Raw genomic sequence first — 26385 nt, 5'->3', positions numbered from 1 at the left:
AATAAAGGGATTTTTCTATAGGGTTTTATCTTTAACCTTTTATTTGATTATTTCGGCCACAATATTAACTTTTTACACCTCAAAACTTTACCGGTTTATAAACCACTACTCCTACCCGGAGGAGGGTTTAAGGGAAATATTTATGAGAATTAAGGGAAATATTATATGAGATTGAAACTGAATAAGATAACCCTAAGGTTCATAAAAAAAAATTCAATTACAGGATTTGATAAACATGAAAGGAATCATTCTCGCCGGCGGATCTGGAACCCGGCTTTATCCCATTACTAAAGCAGTTTCCAAACAGTTACTACCTATTTACGATAAACCAATGATATATTATCCCCTTTCCGTGCTCATGCTGGCCGGTATAAGGGAAATACTCATCATCTCCACCCCCCGGGACTTGCCACAGTACCGGGACCTTCTGGGTGATGGCAGTCAACTGGGAGTTTCCTTCTCTTACGCTGTTCAGGAAGAACCCCGTGGACTGGCCGAAGCCTTTATAGTTGGTGAAGAGTTCATTGGTCAGGATAACGTGGCCCTGGTCCTGGGAGATAATATTTTCCACGGCCACCGTTTCAGTGAGATACTGCAGAGGGCAGCCTCCCTGGAGGAAGGGGCCATCATATTCGGTTACTACGTCCGGGACCCGGCAGCTTTCGGTGTTGTGGAATTCGATGAAGACGGTAATGTACTGTCCCTGGAAGAGAAACCAGAACAACCAAAATCCAACTACGCCATACCCGGGCTTTACTTCTACGATAACAGTGTGGTGGAGATTGCCAAGGGAGTGGAACCCTCTGACCGGGGAGAGTTGGAGATAACCTCGGTTAACGAGGAATACCTTAAAAGGAAACAGCTGAAGGTGGAACTTTTAGGAAGGGGCATGGCCTGGCTGGACACCGGAACCCATAACGGACTCCTGGAAGCCAGTAACTACATTGAAGCCATCCAAAAAAGACAGGGATTCTTCGTGGCCTGCCTGGAAGAAATAGCTTATAACAATGGATGGATTGATGCTTCCACTGTCCTTAAACTGGCCGAAACCCTTAAAAAAACTGATTACGGTAAGTACCTGGTTGAACTCATTATCGGTGAACTGTAAATAAGCATTTTGTGAATAAAAAATTAAAATATTAATTCTAAATTTAGTACCATACGTTCTAATAATGGTACTCATATCTTTTTATTTTAACCAGTTTGATCACTGATATAAAAAATAGGGGCTTTTAAACCCCAATAACCGACTGGATCAATGCCTTTTCCTCCGGGTTCTCCAGGTGGAAGGCATGCCACACCAGGTTGTAACCAATCCAGATAATGCGCCCCTTACCTATCTTCTGCTCCCCGATGAGTATGTTACCATTGGCAGTGACCAGTGGCTGGATCTGGGACTGGTTAGTGGGTTCATAATGGGCCCCGTACCATGTCTCTCCATCGGACAGGAATGGGGAAAACTTAACAGTGTCGGGTTCTATTTGGGGATTGGGCTCCAGGCTTTTCCTGGTGATTATGGTGTTCATGAACTCCGCATTGTCCAGGTTGTAAAAGGAGCCTTCCAGGTTCCCGGAAGCATCAATCACCAGGATGCCCCCGGATTCCACGTACCGGGTTAATAATTCTTCCGCTTTTTCCTGATCATTCCATTTGAAGTTATAAAGGAGGAGGTAGGGATATTTCTGCAGTTCTTCCAGGGAGTGTGAGTCTATTTCTGTGGGTTTACCCCGAACTACCTGGCCCAGATTCTCGTATATAACATAAGCCTTGAATCCCAGAACCTCGTCAATGTAATTCTGCCAGTTCTGCCCAATATAAAGCATTTGAGTTTTGTTTTCAATTTTAGAGGGGTCTTTCTGGTAGATGAACACTTCTCCAAACTGTGCCACCTGGGGGTAGGCCTCTAAATTCAGTGATTGTGTAGCTATGTAGTAATCGATGTTATTCTTCTCCAGTTCATGGGAAATCAGTTCAGTGGTGTTCCAGGTGGGCTGTTTATCCATATAGGTCCTTAAATACCATACCATCCCTGGCCACTGGTTGGATCGGATTTTCTTGGTACTGTACTGGGGATCATGCTCTTTCAACCAGTCGGCAGCCAGTTTCAGATTATCGGCCGTGTACTTGTTCCTTAAAAGGTCCGTGGAATTGACAATAAAAGGGGTATCATCCGGCTGGGAAATGGCCGACAGGTACTCCTGGTTATCATTCAGTGAGTGATCCAGACCCGTCAGATAGGTGGTGGTGGAGAGCAGGGCCACCATTAAAAGTAAAAGGGGTAGGATGTAGCGGGTGAGGTTCAGCTGGCGGTAATTGATTTTCACCTTCCCGGCTATCTGGTTCAAGCCCAGGATCAGGAAATACACCAGGGCCGGGGCCATGGTGATGAAATAGCGGTCCACTTTCTGTGCATACTGGGCATGGACTATGAACTGGGCCATGAACCAGGCCACAAAGAGCAGGTCCAGGTCCAGCTTCTCCTTACCCCTCATAAGATCGTAGGCCACATAACAGATCAGGACCACCAGGCCAATGCTGGCCATGCTGCTGATTTTACTGAAGGTAAAGATGAACCCTAAAAGTAAGACCACCAGTAAGAGGGTTTTGAACTTGGCAAAGGAAGAGTCCAAGTGGAACTTATGGCCTTTAACCAGGTTATAAAGGTAGATCACTGCCCCGATAACTATTATCAGCAGGAACAAATAGTAAATCTGGTTGTGGAATTGTCCCGGGATCGATACAAAGAGATCCATAGTTTTTAAATAATATAAGGAGTCTGCCGAGTAGGCGGCCAGTCCGGAGACTGATTCTGATTGTATGCTCAACAGGCTGGTGATGGTGACAAAGGGATCCCCGGTCTTTTGATACATGAAGAGGAGGTAGGGGATTATAATCAAAACACTGCCCAATAATCCCTTTAACATTTTTTTAAGGTGTCGCAGATAGTTACCACCCATCAGAATGTATAGAATGATGGGGAACACTACAAACCCTGCGGTGAAACGGGTGAGAAAAGCGATCATGGCCAGGGGAAAGGCCAGGTAGAAATAGCGGGGATTCTTCTTCACCGCCAGGACAGTGGTGTAAATAGCCCATATGGAGAATGAAACCGCCGCAATGTCCAGATATCCCACTCCCAACCAGGCCAGTATCACCGGGAAGGAAATGTACACTGCACAACCAGCCAGACTTTCCAGGGAATTGAATCTGAGCCGGAAAAGATGGTAAAGTCCCACTACCCCCATTATAAATATGATTCCATCCACCAGGTAGATGGCCAGCTCCGAGACAAAACCTGCCCGGAACAGCAGGGAAGTTAAGAAGGGTAGGAATGGTGAACGGTCCAGTTCAATGTAACCCGTACCCATACCTGCATATTCCAGGGCATTATCCAGGAAAGCATAGGTATCCCAGAATGGTCCTATGCTCATTTGCAGTTTAAGACGATAATACACCACTAAAAACAGGGTGATCACCAGGATAATCAGGCAGATGAGGTTCAGTCCATGGGAACGGATGAATTTCAGATGGTTGATTTTTGTCAAAACAATCGCCCGGGTGATTTTATTTAATTTTTTTAGATGAGGGGATAAATATAACTTGGCGTTCTTACCCATTAGTATTAATGTTCAGACTAAACAATATTCGTAATAGAAATATATTTAAGAAATATTTAATCAACTAAAGTATTGATAAATTAATCACCTGGTGGATATGTTTTATGAATTATAAATTAAAATATCCTGACATGGAAGTGGCCCCTGGCACCAATCTACTGCTTCTGGGGGATCTTTTTTCCGGCAAGGATATTTTTTCCAAGGATTTCATTAAAGAGGGACTCAAGAATGGTGAGGCCTGTATTTTCGTCTCAACCAACGACCCCATACAGGATACCCTGGAGGAGTTTAAAGACTACGATATTGAGTTACTGGGGATGATCAACTGTATGTCCTCTCGATCCGACCTGGCCAATGATTACCCCCATGAGGACCAGATACGCTTTGTTGCCAGCCCCACAGAACTGGCAAGCATCATGGCTTATATCAATGAATTCCTGGACATTTTAAGAAACAGAGAAGTCCCAGGTATAAGGATAGTCTTTGACTCAGTTTCCACCCTGTTGATGTACTCCAACCTGAAGACCATATACAAATTCCTGCACGTACTGACCAACACAGTCAAGGCCCAAAATGCTGTCTTCCTCATGACCATGGAGGATGGAGTCCACGACCGGATTGAGATAAGCAGCCTGGAAAGGTTAAGCCAGGGTTTGATAACCATGGCCCAGGGTGAAATATCGTTCAATGGTTTTTCCCGCCGGAAATTTGACTATGAAACTGAAGACGACCATATAATCATTACCGGGGAGAAATAGATTGCTTTTTTTTGTTCCGGGTAGAATTTTCTAATTCCTTAAAATAATTTCTTAATTCCTTAAAATAATTCACAAAACTCCTCTACTACTTTCTAAAATAACTTTGATCATTGGTAAGCCGGATATTTTTACGGGATGATACTTACTCCCTGGTGCTTATTGCAGCCTAATGATCTGATATTAGTAACACATTTATAGAAGTAACCAATAAATTGACACTTATAAACAATATTAGGTTTATGAAAGGACACATAGTTCCATGATACTTGAATAACGGACTGAGTGAATAACGGACTGAATTTAAAAATGTACAAAAGATTACCAGTTATTATTATAATGGTTGCGATCATTTCTCTCTTAATGGTTGCCCCCACCTTTGCTGGAGAATACGGTGGATCCATAACCAGTTTAAATCCAGATAAGGCCAGTTACCCTAATCCTGGTGAGACCATAACCATAACCTGCCAGGGCGTTTTAACCGATACCAAAGGGCACGGTAAAACATTAAGCGGTTCACAGATCGTCTACCAAATCACCGATGGCTCGGGAAATGTGGTGGCCACCCATACTTCAACTTTGGGCAACATGGTAGAAGGGGGTACCTTTACCAATACCTGGCAGACCACCAACACCAATTTTCCAGTCAACGGGAGTTACACTGTCAGTGCCACCTGGTACGATGGCAGCAATCACTCCCCGGGACATGTGATTGACTCCCGGAGCACCACCTTCACCAGTATTCCTGCCCCCTGGATCATCGTGGCCATTGCCGGGTTCACCATGACCATTGCTGCCCTGGCCCGGAAGAAGAGATGGTGGCTTTCCTACTACCTGGTGGGTAGTGTGGCGGTGGTGGCCAGCCTCATGTCATTCTTCATTTTAACGGGCTACGACAGTTACGTTATGGGTGTTGAAGCCCAGTCCATGGCCTTGGTGGCCAGTGCCCTGGGGATGCCCGCCCAGTACCTGTCCCCCAACGCCTTCCTCTTCCCGGATCCCACCGGGTGGAGTATCTTTGGGATTGGCCTGGAATGCTCATCCATAATCGAAATAAGTGTTTTCATAGCTTTACTATTATTTTATCCCAGTTACAGTTGGAAAAGGAAACTAAAATACGCCACTATAGGTGCGGTGGCCACTTACCTGGCCAACATAATCCGCATACTGACCATAGTACTCATAGTCTCTGTATTCGGGAAAACATCCATTTACCTGGCCCACGCCATTGTGGGTAAAATCGTCTTCTTCGTGCTCATCGTTATCCTCTACTGGTACCTGCTGACCAAACCCACCATGGGCCAGGTCCGAAAGAACATTAAATCAGGTAAGTTCTAGTACGCAAATAGGATATAATCTTTTATAAACACTTTAAAAAAAGAATAACCCATTATAACTGAATCAGTTAAGAAAAATTTCACATGAAAAAAAATGGACGGACATAGAATAAAATGCAGGATCCAAGCTGGGTAGTTATTCTGGTCTGGGGAACATGGTTACTGTTAACCATAATCATCGACGGGGTGCCCATACCCTTCAAGCTCTATTTCTCCAAGAAGACCAGACGAAAAGTGGATAAAGGGGTGAAAGATGATGCCTTACCGAAGGTCAGCGTGGTGGTGCCCGCCCATAACGAAGAAGGAACCATCGGCATCTGCCTTGAATCACTGGTAGAATCAGAGTATCCAGATGGTAAGATGGAGATCATCCTGGTGGACGATGGTTCCACTGATGGCACCCTGAACAAGGCCCGGTTATTCGAATCCAAAGCCGAATCCCATGGTAAAAAGCTTAGAATCATTGCCAAACCCCATACAGGTAAGGTTCAGACCCTGAACACCGGTCTCAAGAAGACCAGGGGCACTATCATCATCACCATTGATGCCGATGCCAAGATGGCCCCGGATGCCATCCACAACATAGTGGTGCCCTTTGTCCAGGAACCGGAGGTTGGTGCCGCCACCGGTTACATTGAAATCATGGTACCGGAGTCCGGTATGGGTTTTGGTAAAAACACCAGAATAACACCAAACTCCATTCGCAACATCATCCCGATAGATGGCTTCCATGACATTGAGGTCATAACCCACTTCCACGAAGATACTAGCATCGACGATGCCACAATCAGCAAGATCGCCATCACACCACCTGGATCCGGGGATGTTACTTCCAGCATTCAGGTGCGAAAATATGAGGGTGAGAAGAATGGGTTGCTGGAAACCTTCTTCTCCCGCTGTGAATTTTTGGAGTATATAACTGCCTTCAACTTCGAGCGGAGCTACCAGTCCTTTGCAGGCTCCATCTATTCCATGTCCGGTGCATTTTCCGCCTTCCGGCGTGAAGTGGTAGGTAAAGTAGGGGGCTACTGGCCCTTAACCGTGGCCGAGGACATGCACATGACCATGATGCTCCATAACCGCCAGGTGAGAATTGTCCACGTACCGGAGGCCGTGGCCTACGTGGACGCCATAACTGACTACGACACACTTTACAGCCAGAGGGTGCGCTGGGCCAGGGGACAGATAGAAGTGGCTTCCATGCAGGAGAAGCAGTGCCCCATTGGCCGGGAAGATATTTCACTCCGGGACATGCTGAGTATTGCCTGGCAGGATAAAAGCCTGGCCATGGTGGGGAAATATATCACCACCAAGCTATCTAACCGGGTCCAGAGGCTCAAACAGTGCACCTACCGTTCCTTCAACTTCATGGGCTTGCAGAGGATCCTATTGGTGGACCACACCATTGCCTTCCCGCGACTGTTGTGGGTGTTTGTACTGGCCCTTTTCCCCATACTGGGACTTTACCTGTACATAATACCCGTGGTGGCCCTGCTCCTCTATGCTTTCTACGTGGCCATCGACACCGTGGTCATTGTCTTCGTCTACCAGAACTCCCCGGAAACCACCCGGAACAACATTGAACGCTACTTCCCCTTCATCTTACTCCTGCCCATTTACCGGCTGATGACCTTCTTCTTCCGACTTTCCGCCTTCCTGCAGGTTCTGAAGGAACCCTCGGACTGGGCAGTGGAAGGGCCGGTTAACGGGTTTAAAAACGGAGTGAAGGAAGCTAAAAACGAGGCCGCCGCTGCCAAGGAATCCGTGGTTACCGCCATATTCAACTTAGCCGAATCCCGGAACATAAACCTGGAAAACTTCCTTAACCCGGGCCGGAAGGGGAAATAAGTTCTCTTTATTATTTTTTCCATAAGTACAGTAAATCATCAAGTGAACCTAAATACACTAGTTACCCTAAGTACACTAAATCATCAAGTGAACCTAAATACACTAGTTACCCTAAGTACACTAAATCATCAAGTGTATCTATCTACACAAGTGACTCTAAGCTTTTTTTTGCGTGTATCGATTACTTAATCCACTAATTTTTAAAAAAGTCTTTAAAATGAAATTTAAAAAAAAATGGAAATAATTTTTGAAAAAAAATTGTAACACCTATCAAATCTATCCCATAGGGGGCGGTTTGATAAATAAGGATAACAGGAACCCTACAAACAGGAGTAATGCAGTTGACAGGAAGGCAAACTGCATTCCCTGGGCCCCAGAGTAAAGGGTGAGACTGAGGAGGTTGTGATCCTTCTCTATGCTGGTAGCATTGGGGTGTATCACCTGGTCCACCCAGGAGTAAATATCCTGGTTCAGGATTTGCTGGTCCTGGTACTGAGGGTACTCCACCGGGAGGGAACTGACCACACTAAAATAGACAGCTATGAAGAAGATAAGCCCAATCAGGACCGTTCCAATGGAGGATCCCACGTTGTTGAAGGTGCTGAGAATCCCCGAACCATCCGCGTACTGGGACTCATCCAGACTGGAGAGAATGATATTGTTGAGATTGGGAAGGGCCAGTCCCAACCCCGCTCCCAGGATAAAGAGGCCAGGGATAAGATGGTACATGGTTAGATTCACATAATCCAGGAATACCATGTACAAGGTTAAAATGGCCACCATGGAAACCACAAAACCAATAGACACCATGTGGTTGTGTTTCAGGTACTGGGTCAGCTTGTTAGCGCTGAGGGAGAAAATTAGACTCCCCAGGGGTGCCGCCAGGAGTATAAGGCCAGTGGTCAGGGCATCGGTCTGCCAACGGGTCTGCACGTAGAGGGGAACCAGGTAGAAGATACCGGCCTGGATCAGGGCCATGATCAGTATGGAAACCACCCCAAAGGTGAAGGGACGACTTTTGAGGATGTCCACATTCATGAATGATTTTTTACCCTGCCGGATGAGCTTCCTCTGGTAGAAGAAGAATATCACCAGGAGAATGACTCCGGTGATGATCATGGCCATGGCCACCGCAAATCCCACCGGGTTGATAATAGTCCCGGCATAGTTAAGCCAGGTGTAGGGGGTGTTTAACTGGAGTACACCAATGATAACGATTAATATCCCTGCTGCCGAGAGAAGGGCCCCCTTGATGTTGAGATCCGACCACTGCAGCACCTGGGGTGATTCAGTGAGGTGCCGGGACAGGAGGAGTATAGCCAGGACCACGATGGTTTCCAGTCCAAAACCCCATCTCCAGGAGTAGAAAGTGGTGAGGAACCCTCCCAGGAGGGGTCCTATGGCCACGGATACCGTGAAGACCGTGGCGGTGAATCCCAGGGCAAAGGTCCTCCGGGGTCCGGAGTAGGTGGAAGTGATTATGGAGGAAGTGGCAGGTAGCATGAGAGCTGCCCCGAATCCCTCAATAACTGACCATCCCAGGAGCAACATGCCACTATTGAGACTGGTGGCAGCAATAACCGTACCAATACCGTAAATAATGGCCCCGGTTAGGAAGGTCCTCTTCCGACCCATTACATCCTGCATTTTAGCCCCGAATAGGACGAAACACCCCATGACCAGAGTGTACACGGCGATTATAGACTGCACATTCCCCAGGGTGGTGTGCAAATCCTTCACCAGGTACATCATGGCCACATTCATAAAGGTACTGTCCAGCCCAATGATAAACAGAGACAGAGAAACAACAAAGAGAACTGCCCACCCAGTTTTAACCTCATCCACCATTAAAAACACCTTTTAAACATTGTAAAAACCCCTAAATTTTCATCAAAGCTTTGAATTTCATCAAAACCAATTATATTTCATCAAATCCCCAAGATTCATCAAAACTTTAAGATTCCATAAAACTCTAAGATTTCATTAAAAACCTATTAATTTTCATTAAAATCCCCAAGATTTCCTTAAATTATTCTATAAAATTTTATAATCCCTCAAGATTTTATTAACACTAAATCCCCCTTCACCCAATACTTATTCCCGGGTCAGTAATAATAAACCTTTCGAATTTGGGATACTCTTTTGAGATACTCTTTTTCTCCAAGGGTCTGGAATGAAACCATGAGCAAAATGAAACCATGAGCAAAAAGATGAAGCCCTACTTAAAAAGAATTCAAATAGTTTTATAAGATTTTAGGGATGTACTATAATCTAAGTAATTTTAACCTGGAACTTATTGTTTTAGAGAGTGTTAAGTTTTAGCGTGTGTTAAAAATTTTTAGAGTATGTTTTAAGAAAAATTTACCTTGCCAATAAAAAGGAAGTATAAGTGCAAGAAAAATTTTTACATCGCGTAAAAAAAGGAAGGAAGTATATTAGTATGAACTGGAATGGAAAGAACGTCCTCATAACTGGGGCCAATGGATTTGTGGGCTCATATCTGGCTAAAGAACTTTTAGATAAAGGTTCAGATGTTTATGGTTTTATAAGGCCGGAAGATATGGTGGCCATGGAAAAGAACTTGATTGATAAGGGTATTAAGGACAAGTTGAAGATGCTGGAGGGTGATCTGGGAAATATATCCTCCCTGGCCAGTGCCCTGGACCATTCCCAGCCCGATGTGATCTTCCACTTGGCAGCCCAGTCCAGTGTGGAGTTTTCCTTCCGCCGCCCCCTGGATACCCAGGATATCAACACCATTGGTACCGCCAATCTCCTGGAAGCCGTGCGGATCAAGGATGTTGACGCCAAGATAGTGTTTGCTGGTTCCAGTGAAGTGTACGGTATGGTCATATCCTCCCAGGAACAGTACCAGCGTGCCCTTGATTCAGGTAAGACCATCTTCCCGGAACCGGAGAGGATCCCCGAGTTACCTATCAGTGAATCCAACCCCCTGCGTCCCATGTCCCCCTACGCCGTGTCCAAGGTTTCTGGGGATTTCCTGATGCAGAACTACCACCACTCCTACGGCCTGGATACCGTGGTTTCCCGGGCCTTCAACCACGAAGGGGCCGGTAGGGGTATGATGTTCGTGACCTCCATCATAACCAACCAGATCATGAAACTGAAGTACGGTGAAACCGACCGGATAACCATCGGCAACCTCAATGCCTGCCGGGACTGGTCACATGTAACCGACATAATCCACGGGTACCAGGTACTGGCCAGTAAGGGACGTGCCGGTGAAGTGTACAACCAGGGATCCATGAGAACCAACTCCGTCCTGAGCTACATACTCCTGGGACTGGAAAGGGCCGGATGGAACATAAACCAGATTGAAACCCTTAAAGGAGATGACCAGAGCAAGACCATCGACAACCCCACCGAACTGGTAGATGACCCTATCTTCGGGGTTAAGTTCGACAAGACCAGGGTGGACCAGATGATACTGGAAAACCAGCTGGAGTACACCATCCAGGATAAGGGAATCAGGGTCACCACTGACCAGGGACCCCTGACCATTGAGTTCAACCCCGACCGGTTCCGACCATCAGAGATACCATTACTCCTCTGTGATAACCAGAAAATCCAGAAGATAGGTGCAAAAATTGAATACAGTCTCAGTGACGTGATCCAGGACCAGCTGGACTATTTTGACCAGAAGGAGAACCGGGTTTAAATAATATTTGCAAAGAAGGATAATTATATTTTTTTCCTTCTATTTTCAAAAATACCGTAGTGTTCTGAGTAATCAACGAGACTATCTGGATCTTTAAGTAATAAAAGTGACTTTCTGGATCTTTTTTCTTAATATAATAAATTTAATAGGTTCCATTTTCTCTATAGGGCTTGAATGTTCTCAGATATTCTTTGAATAATCTGTCCCGAAGACAATATTTACCACGACTTTTCTTTATTATGAGATTCTTGTTTACCATGGCTCTTAACCAGAAAGATGGTTCTGATTTTAATTTCAAACCTTCTTTGATTTCCTTGTATGATAAAATTTCTTTCGGATTCTCCGCCATCAACCCCAGAATATTTCTTTCTTCATTGGTTGACTTCTCATACATCCCCCTGAACTCTCTTTGGGCCAAGAGATCCAGTGATCGGGGAAATGATTTTTTAAGCTCATTAACTCCTACTTTACCATCAACTGCTTCAGCAAAACAGTTGTAGGCTAAAACTTGCATATAGTAAGGAATTCCCTCTGACATTTTATATATTGAATCTATTACTTCCTCAGCAAATTTAACACCTTCATTATCTGCAGGTATGAATATAGCATCATTTACTTCATTTTTTGATAATGGTTTGAGCTCATAAGGCTCAAATATTCTAACAGCAGAATCAAGGTGATCCTGTATTTGTGAAAATATGTCATGTGCCCCGGTGGCCACGAACATTACATTCATACCCTTTAGATTAAGTTCCACTAGGGCATTCTGTAATATGTTTAAAACCTTGTTCGTACCTTTATTTGGAATAATTCTTTGAAGATCATCAAATAAAAGTATTAAAACTGGATTTTCACCTGTTAATTTGTTGTATATTGATTTTAATATCCTTTCAAGGGCTACAGATGGACTGGTTGTGGGTCTTTTTCTGGACACGGTAAATCCTCCGGCCAGGGGAATGTTAACCCCTAAAGAGGTTATATCATCCCAAAAATTTCCTTCACCTATTTTAAGAGTTTCAGCAGCTTTATCAATAATTAAAGTGTAAATTTCATCAAAGTCACCCTCAATAAGAGGAATGCGTACGGGATAAACTTCATCAACGCCTTTCAACTCTTCTTCAAATTTGATAAGTAGGCATGTTTTTCCAATACCTTTGGGACCGTAGATGATTATATGGCCGGCAGCTCCGGCCTGCGTAGATTCGTAGATCTCCCTTAATTCATTAAGTTCATCATCCCTGCCAGTGAAATATGAGGGGAAAATACCGGTTCTTTTTCTAAAGGGGTTCATACTAAACACACCATGTTCCATAGTAAACATAGAAAAATTCTATGATTGCTATGTTTTCTATGTTTGACTGATGATATAAAGTTAATAGGTAATCATAGTAAACATAGAAATTTTCTATGATTGCTATGTTTTCTATGATTAATCTTCCCCTAAGTTTTTCTTCTCCTAAATCCGTTAACTCATTCCTATTCCATGTTTAGCCACCTTAAATCATTAATGGCAAACTCAATCGGGAAAAAAGAGTTTAAAATCTTTAACAATATTATTAGAACTATTTAAGAATTAAATTATTTTTTTTGACTTAAAAAAATCTAAAAAAAATAGGGGAAAGAGGATTATACAATCCTCTAGTTACATCTTGCGTGTTCCCAATAGTCCGGCGGTGACCAGGAGTAGGGCCATGATTATTCCCACCAGTGGTGCACCGGTGTTCTGCAGGGCCACTGTTTTCCTGTTTGAGGTACTGGTGGCAGCATTTACTGTGGCTCCATTTACCGGATCTGCGGTTATGGTTACCCGGGTAAAGACACTGGTATCATAGTCCACCAGGGACCGGACCAGGGCCAGTCCTGCGCCTTCATCCCCCCTGAGGGTTCCTCCAGCAGCTCCATAGAACAGGTTGGTTAACAGGGTCTTACTGCCAATGTTACCGAGGTCCGTGGTTAAGGTCACTGGTATGTAGGCCGGGTAGAGGCTGGATTGTGCCTGGTGGTTGCCACCATCCGAGTCCGTGTAGAGGTCCGTGGTAATTGCCGAGTTGGCCCCGGCACTTATAGTAGTGGGGTTGGCAGTTATGGACAGTATTAACCAGGGCGTGTAATCGGCTGGCCCCTGGATCAGTGGTGTGAAGAAGGGATTGTTGATTCCCCACCAGTTGTACTGGAGATCGGTGATTTCTTCGGATTCGATGTATACGGCACTACCCTGTGGTGCAAGGTTATCCCGGAAGCGGTTGTAGTTGACGGTGATGGTTCCCCCTACGTTGGCTATGGCACCCCCACCCCGTGGTGAGGTGTTATCCAGGAAGTTGTAACCGGTTATGGTGCTGGGACTATCAGTCTGATGGTAGATGTACAGGGCACCCCCAAATCCCGGGACAGAACCTGTACCGGCACTGTTTCCAGTGCAGTTACCCTGGCTGAGGTTGAGAACTCCCAGGGCAAAGATTGCCCCTCCGAAGCCTCCAGAACCAGGTGATCCTGCTCCCAGAGCATTTCCACCATTACCCGCCTGGTTGGACTGGAAGCTGGTGTTTTCAGAGTTTAAAAGCCCAATTAAATATATGGCTCCTCCGCTCCCACCACTAGCACCATTTCCCTCTCCAGTGTTTTCTCCACCATTACCAGCCCGGTTGGAAGAGAAGGTGGTATCTTCCATCTCGAATAGTCCTATGTTATAAATGGCACCACCTTCCCCACCGGATCCTGCAGTAGGTCCACTGCCCCCAGTACCGGCCAGGTTACTGTTGAAACTGGATTGGGTGATGTTCAAGGTACCCACGATGTAGATGGCCCCACCAGAACCAGCAATACCTGCGGTAAATCCGTTACCACCGTTACCAGCCAGGTTGCTGGTGAAGCTGGACTGGGTCATGTTCAGGGTTCCTATAACGTACAGTGCTCCGCCATTACCACCGTTACCAGCATAGACATCATCTTCGGCATTGGCATTACCACCGTTACCTGCCAGGTTAGCAGTGAATGTGGATGATGATAGGAGGAGATTTCCGGCGTAGATTGCCCCACCATTACCACCATTACCACCATTTTCATAGTGGTTATTATTATTACCACCGTTACCAGCCTGGTTAGACTGGAAGGTACTATCCCGGACTTCAAGGATGTTGAGGCAGTAAATGGCACCTCCTGATCCACCATCTCCGCCAGTAAAATCAATTTGGCTGTTACCATCTCCGGCCAGGTTACCGGTGAAGATACAGTCGGTGATGTTTAACTTCCCAATGGTGTAAATGGCACCACCATCCGCACCATTGACCGTGGTTTCTCCGTTACCCCAGCTTCCCACGTGGTTAGCGGTGAAGTTACTGCTGGTGATGTCCAGATCATTGAGGCTGAAAATAGCCCCACCGTAACCTCCTCTGGCTGATTCCCATCCAGAGTTACTGCCGTTTCCACCGGCATTGTGGTCGAAGGTGGATCCAGTTACGGTAGATACTCCCAGGTTGTAGATGGCTCCCCCTGATCCTCCAGGACTACCGTGTTGCCCGGTGCTACCGGCGTTACCGGCAGTGTTGGAGTTGAAGACCGTGTCAGTGATGGTGAAGTTGGTGAGGCTGAAAATGGCCCCACCATTACCTCCGGTTCCGGCCCGGAACCCGGCGTTGTTACCGTTTCCCGCACTGTTGGTGTTAAAGGTGCATCCAGTTATGGTGAGTGTTCCCGTACTGTAAATGGCCCCACCATTACCCCCAATCTGGGAGTCGGTCATGGCATTACCATTACCGGCCCGGTTGCTGGTGAAAGTGGAGTCGGTGACGGTGAGGTTGCCCTGATTTAGTATGGCACCTCCGGGTTCACCGGGAGACTCAGAACCGTCTGGTGCTTTACCATTCTGAATGGTTACCCCCGCCAGCAGGAAATTAACTCCGCTGCCGATGTTGAACACCCGACCGTTACTCTGGGGGTCGATGATGGTCTGTCCTTCCCCGGCACCCTGAACAGTCATACTCTGGGTTACGTCAATGTTGTAGTCCCCCACATCACTGTAGGTTCCCGATGCCAGGTTAACCACATCTGAAGGATCGGTTACACTGGTCACACCCCGGTTAATGGTTAGAAATGGATCACCCGGAGTGGTACCAGTGTTAGTATCATCCCCGGTATCAGGGTTAACATAGAAATCAGCGGCATTGGCGGTAGTGATGGTTAAAAAAAGGGTTAGTATGAGTAGGATAATTTTGGTTTTCAAGCTTTTTCACCTCCTTTTACAGTGATTGCTTAATTTATCAATGGGATTAAAACATAAAGAAGGGAATAACTTAAAAAAAAGTACACCCCCCATCCCCATTTATATGTTAGTGTTTACTTAATAACTATTTTTTGCTGGGAAAGTGGATTCCTATAGATGGAAGGTGGAAGTACTAATCGGAGAAGGTGGAAATACTACTGGAAAAAAAGGGTAACTGAAAAAAATGAAGGATCGTGCTTACCTTGAAATACGAATGTATTTTAAGTCTTGTTTAACTTTAAAAATAAAAATATAAAAAAAGGAGGATAAGATTCCTCCATTTATTCTCTTCTGGTACTTAACAGTCCACCCATGACCAGTAGTAAGCTCAGGAATATTCCTGCTACTGGTACTCCGGTTTCCTGCATGCTTATGGTTTTAGAGCTGACTGTGCTGACTGCATTTACTGTGCTGGCTGCATTTACTGTGGTTGGGGTTATGGTCACTGTGGCGTACCTGGTTTCCAGGTCAAGGAGTGCATAGGTTAATGCACTGCCGGCTGCTTCATCTCCGCGCAAGAGGATGGTGGCAATGCCGTTTAGGGTTAAAGATGTGGCGGTTTTACTGCCCACATTACCCAGGTTGGTGTTGAAGGACACTGGTATACCGTCTGATAAGTGGCCCATTGCAGGGTCGTGGAATGTTCCATCTGAATCGTATCTGAAATCAGCAGTCAGGGTAGAAGTTTCACCCTGCTGGATGGTTGTGGGATTGACACTGTAATTCATAACCAGCCAGGGGTCATAGTCCACATTACCAGAAATACTCCCGTCAGCAGGGCCAGTGTTCTGTCCCCACCAGTTGTAGAGTGCATCAAAGGCCACAGTTTCGTAGGTGTAGTAAATGGCATCGGGTAAATTGTTCACTATGCGGTTGAAATTTGCCCTATCATCACTTACGTAGGCGTATATTCCCCCACCATTTCCTTCCGCGATGTTACCAGTGATCTGGCTGCCGGTGATGGTGAAGTGATTGTAATCAATGTATAATCCTCCCCCTAAAGCATCGGATATTCCTCTTTTGGCAGTGTTGCCGATGATCTGGCTATCAGTAATGGTCATAGTACCCATTAAAGCAGCTATTCCCCCACCATTAGCACCATACCCGGTTACTTCAGCCAGGTTTCCTGATATTTTACTGTTGTTGATGTTCACCGTATTGTAAGCAGCAATTCCACCACCCATGGCTCCAGTTCCAGTGGCAGTGTTACCCTCTACCATACAGTTATTCAAAGTTAAGGCACCGTGATCATAGGTACCCTCTGACCAGATTCCTCCACCAGCTGCAATGTCACCGGTGGCAGTGTTGTTGATTAGGTTACAGTTGGTCAAAGTTAAATTACCCTCGTTGTAGATTCCCCCACCACGGGCAGTGGTTCCAGTTACATTTCCATTGATTATGGTGAAGTTAATCAGGTTAACCAAGGTTGTGTAACCGTTAATGGTCAGTGGTCGGCCGTTGTTGGTTCCGTCGATTATGGTACCACTGGTACTCTGCCCCAGGAGGCTCAGGTTTTTGTTAATGATGATGTGTTCCGGGTAGATTCCATCGGCCACCGAGACTGTTCCCTCGGGATCCACAGTATCGGTCCCGTTCTGGATGGTTGCCTTGGCAGTTTCTGGTGTTTCTCCATCCCAGTCATCGTTACCAGAGCTACCATTAACATAGATCATGCTGGCTGCAGCAGAATCATCAATAAGACTCAAAGAAGCAATGGCCATTAAAAGGGTTAGGAATAGAAAGTAGTGCTTGGTTTCTAAATGTTTGGTAATCCTTTTCACCTCCTTTTACAATTTTTAAAGAAAAGGGAAATTTTACCCCCTCCATATGTTATTGTGTGGTAACATAATAATATTTTTATGCCAGAAACACCATGCGGAAATTGGGCTTCCGGGAGGGGAAATGGAATTCAGTGAGAGGATATAATTCAGTGAGGGGATGGAATAAATCAGAGTAATAGATACAAGTTAACACTTTAATTAAGAACCTTAAAAAAAAGGAAAAAATGGGAGGATTATTTTATTCTCCAGGGCATTATAATTCCTCCCAGTACCATTAATCCCGCCAGGATTGCTGGTAATAATGGTTGTCCGGTTTGCTGCATGCCGATGGTCTTGGTGGCGCTAGCACTGACTACTGCAGGGTTTAAGGTTATGGTCAGGGCTTATTTTAGTATAATTTTTTCAAAAACTTCATTAAACACTTTTTTAGCATCCAAAAAGGTTGTATATTTAATGTCAAGCCTCTTATTCGATGAAATTTCTCTTACCTTTGCGTTGGCCTTCAAAATATCGCAAACTTTATTTTTATAGTCCGATTTAGTCGTAGCAACCTTTCTAGGGTCTTCGCCATATTCAGGATGGTAGTATTCATCAAAAAAGCCATCGGCCATGAACTCTATATCCCTGAGATCTATCTCATCAAAACTTAGAAAACAACTGGGAATCAGTGTACTTAATACTTGTTGGGGCATATCTCTTTTTAAATCGGTTATGGCAACAGGAAGGGCGCTTTTTTTACTGCAGCAGGATATTAATATGCTTAGGGTAACCCCGGATATGACTAAAGCAGCAACCGCACCACCACTAATAAGAGTCTTATGTTCCTTAATGTATTCCAAAAAGCCATTGGTATTGGAAGCCTTAATGGGATGGGATAATTCCAGTAAGAATTGTTCTGCCTGTGTTTCATTGTACTGTAATGGTCTTATGACTGTTTTTGCTTCTGAATCATTACCCCAGGATGATTCCAGTTCAGTGCGGTTTACAGAAATATTAACAAATGAGTTCATATCCGATGAATTAACCATTCTAAATATGAAAGAATTTTCAGTGATATTTACCAGTAACAGATGAATGATCACCGCCAGGGGGTTGGTTATATTTGTTCTAAAAACTATCATGTCCCCCACTTGTAGTTCGGTGCTGTGGTGTACCTGGACTAAATTTCCATAGGTTTGGTTGGCCTGGTTTGTGATGTTAATTTCAGTTCCATTGCCCAGGGCATTGATTAATTCACGGTTAAAATCCTGGATTTCATCCATTTCAGTTGCTGTTTCATTTAATATGTTCCCTATACTGGGTTTATTTTCGCGGTTAACCTGAAGGCTACCGGCACTTTCATTGGTGGAATTTACTCCAAAAGCATTGCTCAAAGACGAGTCATCGGCATTAATATTCATGGACCCCCCAAGAGAAGCAGAAACCGGTGTTAGTGAAGCAATCAACCATAGGATCAGTACCATGCTGATTCTTAATTTTTTCATTCTTAATCCTCACAATTTTCTCATTTTTAATAAACTAATCCCGTTTTAATAACTAAATCAAGATTTAATGAACTAATACAGATTTAATGAACCATTCCCCATCATCTAGAACCAGTCCGGAATCTTACTAGCCAAGTAATCAAGTCCAAATCCTACTCCTTCACATAAGGCACCCGCTATCAAAGAACATCCTGCAACCACAAAAGAAACAGCGGCCACAGCTTCTAAAGTTACTTTAGTAGCTGGACCAGCAAATGCTCCTAATCCCTGGCAGATTAACCCCAAACCAAAACTAAAAGAGGTGATTGCGCCGAATCCTGCACCTATAACTTTGAACACAGTTCCAACCGTTTCCACTACTTTAACTGCTTTTTTGGCAGCAGGGCTAATGGCCGTGATCTCATTTATACAATATAATACTGATTCTCTACTCTTTAGGGTACCATTGAGGGTGATTTTAACCCCGGTGTAATCACATAAGAATTCTTCCAGTGGCATATAATCCCGGGTAAGAGTGCCCATTGACTCCAGATAAACCTTTTTGGAGTTTTTATCGCATCCCAGGTAAATGACATAAACCAGCAAGCCATCTATGTCCATCTGTACAATATCATAATCATTGATGTCTCCCCTTCCGGCAAGCAGGTCATCAACAGTTACCACCTTAACCTCGACATTTATACCGTAATCATTTTTCAACCTTTCTCCAATCTTATTAGCTTTTTCCAGGTTACTATCATCAACGTTAAATTCACTGCTGGCATTATTACTGGTCTGATTGTCAGTACCTCCCACAGCAGTTTTATTAGTTGCCAGTCCGGTGGTGTTAGTTCCAGAATTAGATGGTGTTTGGGTTGTACTTTTGGTAGTTTGAGCATTACCAGAAGTAGTTTGAGAATTAGAAGTAGATTGAGAATTAGAAGTAGATTGAGAATTAGAAGTAGATTGAGAATTAGAAGTAGATTGAGAATTAGAAGACTGTGAACCAGAAGTTTGACAACCAGAACCAGTTTTAGCTATTGGAGATGAATCACTAGTGTTTGTGGTGGTTTGATTGGTGCGATTAGTGTCGTCCGGTGTAGTGGTGGGTGTGTTTTCGGTAGTTACATGTTCTACTGTGCCTTCAAATTCATTTTTATTTAAATCCGTGTTTTCAATTTTGTTTACTCGATATGTGCTTTTAGCTTCGGTCTTTAGATCTGTATTTCCGGATGTCGTTGTTGCCGGCAGATCACTGCTTAAAGTTGTGCTGTTGCTGTAATTATCAGTAAAACCAGGACCAACCAGGGAATTAATATTGTTATCTGGCACATCTGTAAATTTTACCGATGAAACAGGCGTAGAAATTTGATGTGCAGTTATTGGAGTTATAGAAACAATTAAAAAAACAATAAGTAGCGACGATATTCTTCTAAAATCCATATATTGGTACCTCCCATTTTGCCCGTTTGATTAAGTTGCGAAGGGCAATTTTAACTTAAAAGTTTAAATATATAAATTTATCTATCGATTTTGAGAATATTATCATAAAGTCTGGTTTATATTACTTAAAATGATCCTATATTACACGAGTTGACCTTATTTAACATATAAAATTTAAATAAACTTGATAAAAGTGTTTAAACTAATTTTAATCCTTTAAAATATATTTAAAGTTTTGATATTCCCATTATAAAAAAAATAATCGGATTAAATTGTTTATAGCAAAATTTACGGAATTAACCTAAATTAAAATGAGTATTAACCGGTGAAATTGTAGCAAATTATAGAAATATTTATATAGTTAAACTTTAAAGTTTAACATGTGTAAAATATCTTGAGGTGTTAATATAAAATTAGTTAAAATAACCTCCGCAGTCTTATTTGTGCTGTTTACAATCAGCATGACCTCCGGAGCATTTGCAGCAGAACAATATAGCGGGAAGTACATACAAACACAAAAGCCAATATATAATCCAACAGTGATAAATGTCAAAGTAAACGAAACCTTCTGGCTATATAGTTTCCATACAACCCCCTCTTATGACCCAAATTATTTGGAAATAGTTAAAAAAGAAAGTTACTGTTACCTTCAGGGATGTATAGTTATAATGGGTACTACATACCAATTTAAAGCCCTGAAACCAGGAAAAACTTATATTTCAGATGACTATTTTCTGCCAATTAACAACTTTATGCCAAGTACAAGTTATTTAGTGACAATAACCCCCTAATGATTCCACAAATTTTTATAAAATATGTCACGTACTTCCATTTTTTTCTTACAAAACCGGAATTTTTTTAATTGCTATTTTACACGATTTATTAAACCAGAAAAGTAGTGAGGATGTCGTAAAATGTTATTTAACAAAATTTTAGTTTTTTTAATGGTGGTGATGGTTGTTTGCATCACACCCGCGTTTGCCAGTGAAATAGCAGCCGCTAACAGTTCACCCGCAGGTTATGATACCGGAAGTAATGCCCGGATTGGTGCAAGTGATGATTCACCCCGTGGTTTAAATAATAATAATTCACCCTGCACACAGCTAATAAAGACTGAAAACAAAGAAAATATCAATGTTCAAACAATCAATGAACTTGAAAAAACAGGAAAGAATGAAAATAAATACAGATCAATAAAAACAACCGTTAAGAACCAGGGGAAATGTATTAAAAACACCAATAATCTTGAAAACTTGAAAAAATCTCACACACATAAAAACTCTGGAAATCATTTTAATAATCAAAATAAAAAATTAACCCCGGGCAACAGCTCAAATGAGAACAAGAATACACCTGAAAGTTGCTATCACAGTAATGATATATCTGAAGATGGAAATGCGTCAAGAGATATTTCCCAAGCATCAACTACTAACCAGGCACCGGATGTTTCTGCGGTTGAATACAGGAGTGCTTGTGGAGAATGTTCAAATTCTCCGGCAATTACTAAAACCAGTTCAGCATCAGAAGATCAAACCAGTATCACTAACCAGTCATCCACCTTCAACAACAGTACAAACCGCACGGGTAATTCAACATCAAACAGTACTGATAATTCAACAATGAACAATTCCACTGGTAAATCATATAAAGAAGGTGCAATAGCTATAGGCTCTACCGCTGCAGTTGCTGCAGGGGCAACAGTGGTGGCAGTAATGGCCCAATCAGCAGCAACCACTGCAGCAACAGCAACAGCAATGGGGGCAGCACTGGCAGCAACCTATGAAGGTGTAGCGGCAACAGCAGCCGTTGAAGTAGCAGCTCAGGCAGCTGCAAATTCAATAGTGGTTAGTGGCGTGGCAGAATCAGTTGCAGCCTCCGCTGCAGCGGCTAGTACAGTTGCGGTTGCAGCCACAGTGGTGGCAGTAGTGGCAGTAGTGGCATTAATAGCCGTGGGAACCTACTTTTTAGGAAGCTGGCTTGACTGGTGGTAATTTATTAATTCTCTTTTTTCAACTTTTTAATTTCCATTTTTCTTAAGATACATTACCATACCTGGTTAATATGCTAATTATCTCCTTAACTTCCTTAGAACTCAGAATTTTCCTTTGATGTGTTAGGTAATGAACCAGATCCTCAGGAAAAACGATTTCATAAGACTTAATATCATTTTTAATGATTAAGTTATGGTTTATGGGAGATATTACTGGGTTGATGGCTGCTTTATTTAATTTTTTTCCCAGTTTCCTTACGAGAAAACCATTCAATTTTGATACCTGTAATTTCACCTGTTTTGCGGGGTTTAGTGGGGATACTCTGCCCGAGGTATGGTACCAGCAGTCCTCATCCGGGATGTAGGTTGGTTTGTAATTTTTGGTTTCAATAACGTAGATTCCAGTGGGCCCCACTACCACATGGTCTATATCTCCCCCCATGTTTGGTATTTTAACATCCCGAATAGCCGTGTACTTTTTAGGTAATTTTTTGAGTTTTTTGGCCACTATCTTCTCACCCTTAGCACCCTTACTCCATATCCTGCGTTTAGACCATCCATATTTACTTATGATTAGCCCCACAATGATCAGTAAGGCAAATAAGGATAATTGAGGTAATTCTAAGATCCCCATTAATAGAATGAATCCTAAAATCCCTATTAATATAATAATTACTCCCAGTAAGGTTATTTTAGTGTAATAGGATACCCTGGATTTGACATGTGATTTCTGTTTGGAAATGTTCATCACTCCGTATTTTCTGATAAAATTAATTATTTACCTATCTTTTTAACTGTTAAGTTTTATATAAAGGTTTTTAACGGTTAAATTAAGGGGAACATTGTAATTTCTTCAGAAAGAGTTAATTTTAATTCAAATACAAATTATTTAAAAATAAACACCAATAACAATATAATCTTTTAGATAAATTCAATGAATAGGGAAATAATGAGCCATACAGTATCATTTATTTAAAAATTCCAAGTATGCCTTTAGAAATGTTCTAATGTCATTGATATCCCGGTTGAGTATTTCATAGACCATCTCATCATCTATATCCCAGTAGATATGAACCAATCTATTCCTGAACCGGGCCATGTCCATTAATTTAAAGTTAATTCTGGGGACAATACTCCCTCATCTTTTAGTATACTGAATGAATCAGCGTAACTTTCAGGGATGGGGAAGTTATTCTGGGAAATCAGGTGGTTGGAAAGGTCAATTGAAGCTTCAATAGCCACAATAAAATAATACTTTGCACCGGCGATTATGTGGCGTTTCTGGAGAAAATCCTCTTTAGGTATGTCTGAAATTTCCACCAGATCATCCAGTGCGTTGTAAATTTCTGATGATAGCCGGGCAACCCGGTCGGCATCATACTTCAAGCCCTAAAGCCTCCCTCATGTAGCGTTTACGATAGAAGTTAAAGTCATGGTACATGGCCAGAGTTAGAGAGATAAAATCACTGCGTACCAGTTCATCTTTACTAAAAATGAGGGCACCTTCTTTAAAGACATTATACCTAAAAGATAACGGGGAATGGTTCAGGATTCTAACATCAACTGGAAAATGAACTGCATTTTCAAGTTTTCTTTCCATTTCAAATTCCAAGTTAAGGGCCTCTTTTTTATCCAGGTTTTTTTCAAGATAAATTGCCAAGTCTATGTCCCTAAACTTCTCCTTCAAAAAGGACCCGTGCAGATAGGCAAAAGTTATCTTTTCCTGATTTAAAATGGAAGTTATACCTTCCATAATATGCTTTTTTTCAGGTGGGGTTAACTGGTAACTTTTAAGACTCTGCACTGTATCACCATCTGGGATAAATTATCTTTTAAGGATTATATAAATTATTAGATTTATATCACCGGCTTTATTTTTAATTTTTCATCACTATTTCTAATCATCCCCAAAATGGGGTTTTGATGGTTAAAAATTTCTTTTTCCACGTGCAAATGGTGGGAAAATATTACGGGTGAGAGTGACTACTTTGTGAGATAAAACCTCGGATATGAAATTTACATTAACTGTTCAATTTCGTTTTAAAAATCATTGTAATAATGTTAATTATTTTAATATTATGGTAGTTTTACCATAAGATTATGGTAATTTCACCATAATGGTAATATTTAAATTTTTTTCAAATACCTAGACTAACATAGAAAAATCTGGAGGAAATTAAGTATAATACATTAGAAATTTCCAAAATAAGCAGAATTGTATTCTAAATAAGTGGAAACTATTTCTAAATTGATTAAGTTAAGAATCAGTGCATAAAAAAAAAGAAAAATGGAGAATGATTATAACTTTCTCCTACCCAGAACTGCACCACCGAATATGGACAGTAAAGCCAGTATCAAGCCCACTGGACTGGTACCTGTTTTTTGCATCCCCACGGTGGTTGCGGCGTTTACGGTAGGGTTTGTACTGTTTTCTCCGGCAGCGTTGATGGTTATCCGTGTGGAACTGGTCTGGTTATCCAGGGTGGCCGTGATTACGGCACTACCCACACCCGAAGCTGTGAAGAGGCTGGTGGCCCGTCCACTGGTTAAACTTAACTGGGTGGGGTTGAGACTTCCCAGGGTTCCGGTGAGATTCACCAGTATTCCGTCGGGGACATGTCCATAGGCCGGGTCGTAGTAGTTGCCCAGCTGGTCGTGGAGTAGATCCACAGTCACGGTTGATGTTCCTTTGCTGTTGATGGTGGCAGGATCCGGGTTTAGGCTTAAAACCAGCCAGCGGGAGATGGTGGCACCGCTTACTCTTCCCGCGGTTACCGGGTCGGTTCCGGTGAAGTTAGTTCCCCACCAGTTATACTCGGCATCCAGGGTGGCCTCGCTATTGTAGATGTCCACCGGGGTGTTTCCCACCAATCGGGAGAAGTGCATGGTAAGGTTGCGGCGGTTGACTATGGCTCCTCCCAACATGTCTGCCTGGTTACCGGTGAAGGTGCTGCTGGTTATGGTCATGTTTTGGTTGTTTACTATGGCCCCACCGTCCTGGGCATGGTTACTGTTGAAGATAGTGTTGGTGATAATGGAATTTCCACGGTTTACCAGGGCACCTCCAGCCAGGGCAGAGTTACTGGAGAATACTGAGTCGGTGATGTTCAGTGGCCCATTGTTGTAGATAGCTCCTCCGGATAAATCCGCAGTATTACTGGTGAAAGTGGTGTTTTTGATGTTAAGGGTTCCACCATCGTTGATTATAGCCCCACCAGCACCTCCATCATTGTTGGCGGTGTTACTGGTGAAGGTACTGTCATTGATAGTCATCAGTCCAGTGTTTAAAATGGCACCACCCATTCCATAGTTGGCTTTGTTGCCAGTGAAGGTACAGCCGGTGATGTTCATGGTACCGGTGCTCATTATGGCCCCGGCTGATGCTGCACTGTTTGAAGTGAAGGTACAGCCAGTGAGGGTTAAATCACCATTGTTTCCAATGGCCCCGGCATCGCCGTCCACACCGTTATCCGAGAACACGGAGTTTCTCACCTGAGCAGTGGCACCAGCATCGTTGAAAATGGAAGAAATGGACAGTCCCAGGTTTCCGTTGAAGATGGAGTTATCCACATACAGGGTGTGGGCATTGTAGATGGCACTGCCATACTCAGCCATGTTAGCGGTGAAGGTACAGCCAGAGACTGTTAAGTTTCCCAGGTTGAACACGGCGGCACCCATGCTTTCATCGATGTAGCTGTTGGCCAGGGTCATATTGATGAGGGATACTGTGGCCCCGTTTTCAATCACGAACAGGCGATTGGTATCTGTTCCATTCAGGATGGTCTGGTTCTGGTGTTCTCCGATGAAGGTCACATTCTTGTCCAGGGTGATGTTGGTGTTTTCGTCTCCAGTGTAGGTGCCGTCGGCAATGTAGACTGTGCCCCCATCATTCACTGTGGCGGTAGCGTTTTTAATGGTTAGCTTGGCGGTGAGCCAGGTCAGCCCATCCCAGTTATCATTACCCGAGGACCCATTCACGTAAATAACATCATTATCGGCAGCAGACACACTGTTTATAACTGTGATCACGGTTAATCCCAAAATAAAGATAAAAATAATAGCCCTAAATTGTTTGAAGTTTGTTTTTCTGCTTGTTTTCTCTATCAGATTTTCACCTCCTTTATTTAATGGTCTTTCATAATATGCTCCTGGTTTATATTATTTTGGATTTAAATCCCGTAATTTAAAAGAAATGACCTTATAAACCCCATAGA

The 26385-nt window shown here is 43.3% G+C and carries 19 protein-coding genes; 7 read left to right on the top strand and 12 right to left on the bottom strand.

Translation table 11 applies throughout. From position 1 onward, the window contains the following. Nucleotides 1–235 precede the first annotated feature (235 nt). On the top strand, nucleotides 236–1108 hold the full coding sequence (rfbA, locus tag CIT02_RS00765) for a glucose-1-phosphate thymidylyltransferase RfbA (protein WP_292613090.1): 873 nt from the start codon (nucleotides 236–238) through the stop codon (nucleotides 1106–1108). Nucleotides 1109–1232: 124 nt separating this feature from the next. On the opposite strand, the gene CIT02_RS00760 is transcribed toward rfbA, so the two are convergent. After that, nucleotides 1233–3545 (bottom strand): glycosyltransferase family 39 protein, encoded by a 2313-nt coding sequence (locus tag CIT02_RS00760; RefSeq protein ID WP_292613088.1) that lies wholly within the window; start codon nucleotides 3543–3545, stop codon nucleotides 1233–1235. Between the two features lie 176 nt (nucleotides 3546–3721). Here CIT02_RS00760 and CIT02_RS00755 point away from each other — a divergent pair, with 176 nt between their 5' ends. From CIT02_RS00755 to CIT02_RS00745, 3 genes are all read left to right on the top strand, one after another. Beyond that, nucleotides 3722–4375: an RAD55 family ATPase gene (locus tag CIT02_RS00755; RefSeq protein WP_292613087.1), complete on the top strand. Its 654-nt coding sequence runs from the start codon at nucleotides 3722–3724 to the stop codon at nucleotides 4373–4375. Nucleotides 4376–4711: 336 nt separating this feature from the next. Then, the gene (locus CIT02_RS00750; RefSeq protein WP_292613086.1) at nucleotides 4712–5710 is read left to right on the top strand and encodes an archaeosortase/exosortase family protein; all 999 of its coding nucleotides are present in this window, start codon (nucleotides 4712–4714) and stop codon (nucleotides 5708–5710) included. Nucleotides 5711–5823: 113 nt separating this feature from the next. Next, on the top strand, nucleotides 5824–7557 hold the full coding sequence (locus tag CIT02_RS00745; RefSeq protein ID WP_292613085.1) for a glycosyltransferase: 1734 nt from the start codon (nucleotides 5824–5826) through the stop codon (nucleotides 7555–7557). Nucleotides 7558–7833: 276 nt separating this feature from the next. Here the strand turns inward: CIT02_RS00745 and CIT02_RS00740 are convergent, their stop codons facing one another. After that, nucleotides 7834–9405 carry an MFS transporter gene (locus CIT02_RS00740; RefSeq protein WP_292613083.1) on the bottom strand — a complete coding sequence of 524 codons (1572 nt, stop codon included), beginning with the start codon at nucleotides 9403–9405 and terminating at the stop codon, nucleotides 7834–7836. A gap of 592 nt (nucleotides 9406–9997) precedes the next feature. On the opposite strand from CIT02_RS00740, the gene CIT02_RS00735 reads away from it, so the two are divergent. Further along, nucleotides 9998–11236: a GDP-mannose 4,6-dehydratase gene (locus tag CIT02_RS00735; protein WP_292613082.1), complete on the top strand. Its 1239-nt coding sequence runs from the start codon at nucleotides 9998–10000 to the stop codon at nucleotides 11234–11236. A gap of 142 nt (nucleotides 11237–11378) precedes the next feature. Here the strand turns inward: CIT02_RS00735 and CIT02_RS00730 are convergent, their stop codons facing one another. The 5 genes from CIT02_RS00730 to CIT02_RS00710 all read right to left on the bottom strand — a co-directional run bounded on the left by CIT02_RS00730 (nucleotide 11379) and on the right by CIT02_RS00710 (nucleotide 20181). Then, entirely contained in the window at nucleotides 11379–12557 is a 1179-nt protein-coding gene (locus tag CIT02_RS00730; protein WP_292613080.1) for an ATP-binding protein, read from the bottom strand. 321 nt (nucleotides 12558–12878) lie between these two features. After that, nucleotides 12879–15455, bottom strand: coding sequence for a hypothetical protein (locus CIT02_RS00725; RefSeq protein ID WP_292613078.1), 2577 nt, complete (start codon nucleotides 15453–15455; stop codon nucleotides 12879–12881). A 320-nt stretch (nucleotides 15456–15775) separates the two neighbouring features. Continuing rightward, complete coding sequence (locus tag CIT02_RS00720) at nucleotides 15776–17275, bottom strand: hypothetical protein (protein WP_292613076.1); 1500 nt, start codon at nucleotides 17273–17275, stop codon at nucleotides 15776–15778. A 383-nt stretch (nucleotides 17276–17658) separates the two neighbouring features. Then, nucleotides 17659–18759: a hypothetical protein gene (locus tag CIT02_RS00715; protein ID WP_292613074.1), complete on the bottom strand. Its 1101-nt coding sequence runs from the start codon at nucleotides 18757–18759 to the stop codon at nucleotides 17659–17661. A 105-nt stretch (nucleotides 18760–18864) separates the two neighbouring features. Further along, entirely contained in the window at nucleotides 18865–20181 is a 1317-nt protein-coding gene (locus CIT02_RS00710; protein ID WP_292613072.1) for a hypothetical protein, read from the bottom strand. Nucleotides 20182–20642: 461 nt separating this feature from the next. Here CIT02_RS00710 and CIT02_RS00705 point away from each other — a divergent pair, with 461 nt between their 5' ends. Both CIT02_RS00705 and CIT02_RS00700 read left to right on the top strand, forming a co-directional pair. Continuing rightward, the gene (locus CIT02_RS00705; protein WP_292613070.1) at nucleotides 20643–20972 is read left to right on the top strand and encodes a hypothetical protein; all 330 of its coding nucleotides are present in this window, start codon (nucleotides 20643–20645) and stop codon (nucleotides 20970–20972) included. Nucleotides 20973–21134: 162 nt separating this feature from the next. Then, a complete protein-coding gene (locus tag CIT02_RS00700) occupies nucleotides 21135–22172 on the top strand; it encodes a hypothetical protein (RefSeq protein ID WP_292613067.1) in 1038 nt (345 codons plus the stop codon). Between the two features lie 42 nt (nucleotides 22173–22214). Here the strand turns inward: CIT02_RS00700 and CIT02_RS00695 are convergent, their stop codons facing one another. The 5 genes from CIT02_RS00695 to CIT02_RS00680 all read right to left on the bottom strand — a co-directional run bounded on the left by CIT02_RS00695 (nucleotide 22215) and on the right by CIT02_RS00680 (nucleotide 26200). Further along, nucleotides 22215–22919 (bottom strand): nuclease-related domain-containing protein, encoded by a 705-nt coding sequence (locus CIT02_RS00695; protein ID WP_292613065.1) that lies wholly within the window; start codon nucleotides 22917–22919, stop codon nucleotides 22215–22217. Nucleotides 22920–23135: 216 nt separating this feature from the next. Beyond that, nucleotides 23136–23270 (bottom strand): HepT-like ribonuclease domain-containing protein, encoded by a 135-nt coding sequence (locus tag CIT02_RS12060; RefSeq protein ID WP_363124179.1) that lies wholly within the window; start codon nucleotides 23268–23270, stop codon nucleotides 23136–23138. 5 nt (nucleotides 23271–23275) lie between these two features. Then, on the bottom strand, nucleotides 23276–23557 hold the full coding sequence (locus CIT02_RS00690; protein WP_292613063.1) for a DUF86 domain-containing protein: 282 nt from the start codon (nucleotides 23555–23557) through the stop codon (nucleotides 23276–23278). After that, nucleotides 23547–23975, bottom strand: coding sequence for a nucleotidyltransferase domain-containing protein (locus CIT02_RS00685; RefSeq protein WP_292613061.1), 429 nt, complete (start codon nucleotides 23973–23975; stop codon nucleotides 23547–23549). Before CIT02_RS00685 ends, CIT02_RS00690 begins: the two co-directional genes overlap by 11 nt. A 494-nt stretch (nucleotides 23976–24469) precedes the next feature. Next, nucleotides 24470–26200: a right-handed parallel beta-helix repeat-containing protein gene (locus tag CIT02_RS00680; protein WP_292613059.1), complete on the bottom strand. Its 1731-nt coding sequence runs from the start codon at nucleotides 26198–26200 to the stop codon at nucleotides 24470–24472. Nucleotides 26201–26385: the final 185 nt, after the last annotated feature.

Source organism: Methanobacterium sp. BAmetb5, assembly GCF_003491305.1.
GTDB lineage: Archaea > Methanobacteriota > Methanobacteria > Methanobacteriales > Methanobacteriaceae > Methanobacterium.
Note: the sequence above shows the minus strand (reverse complement) of the source record. Positions and strands in the feature narration are given on the sequence as shown.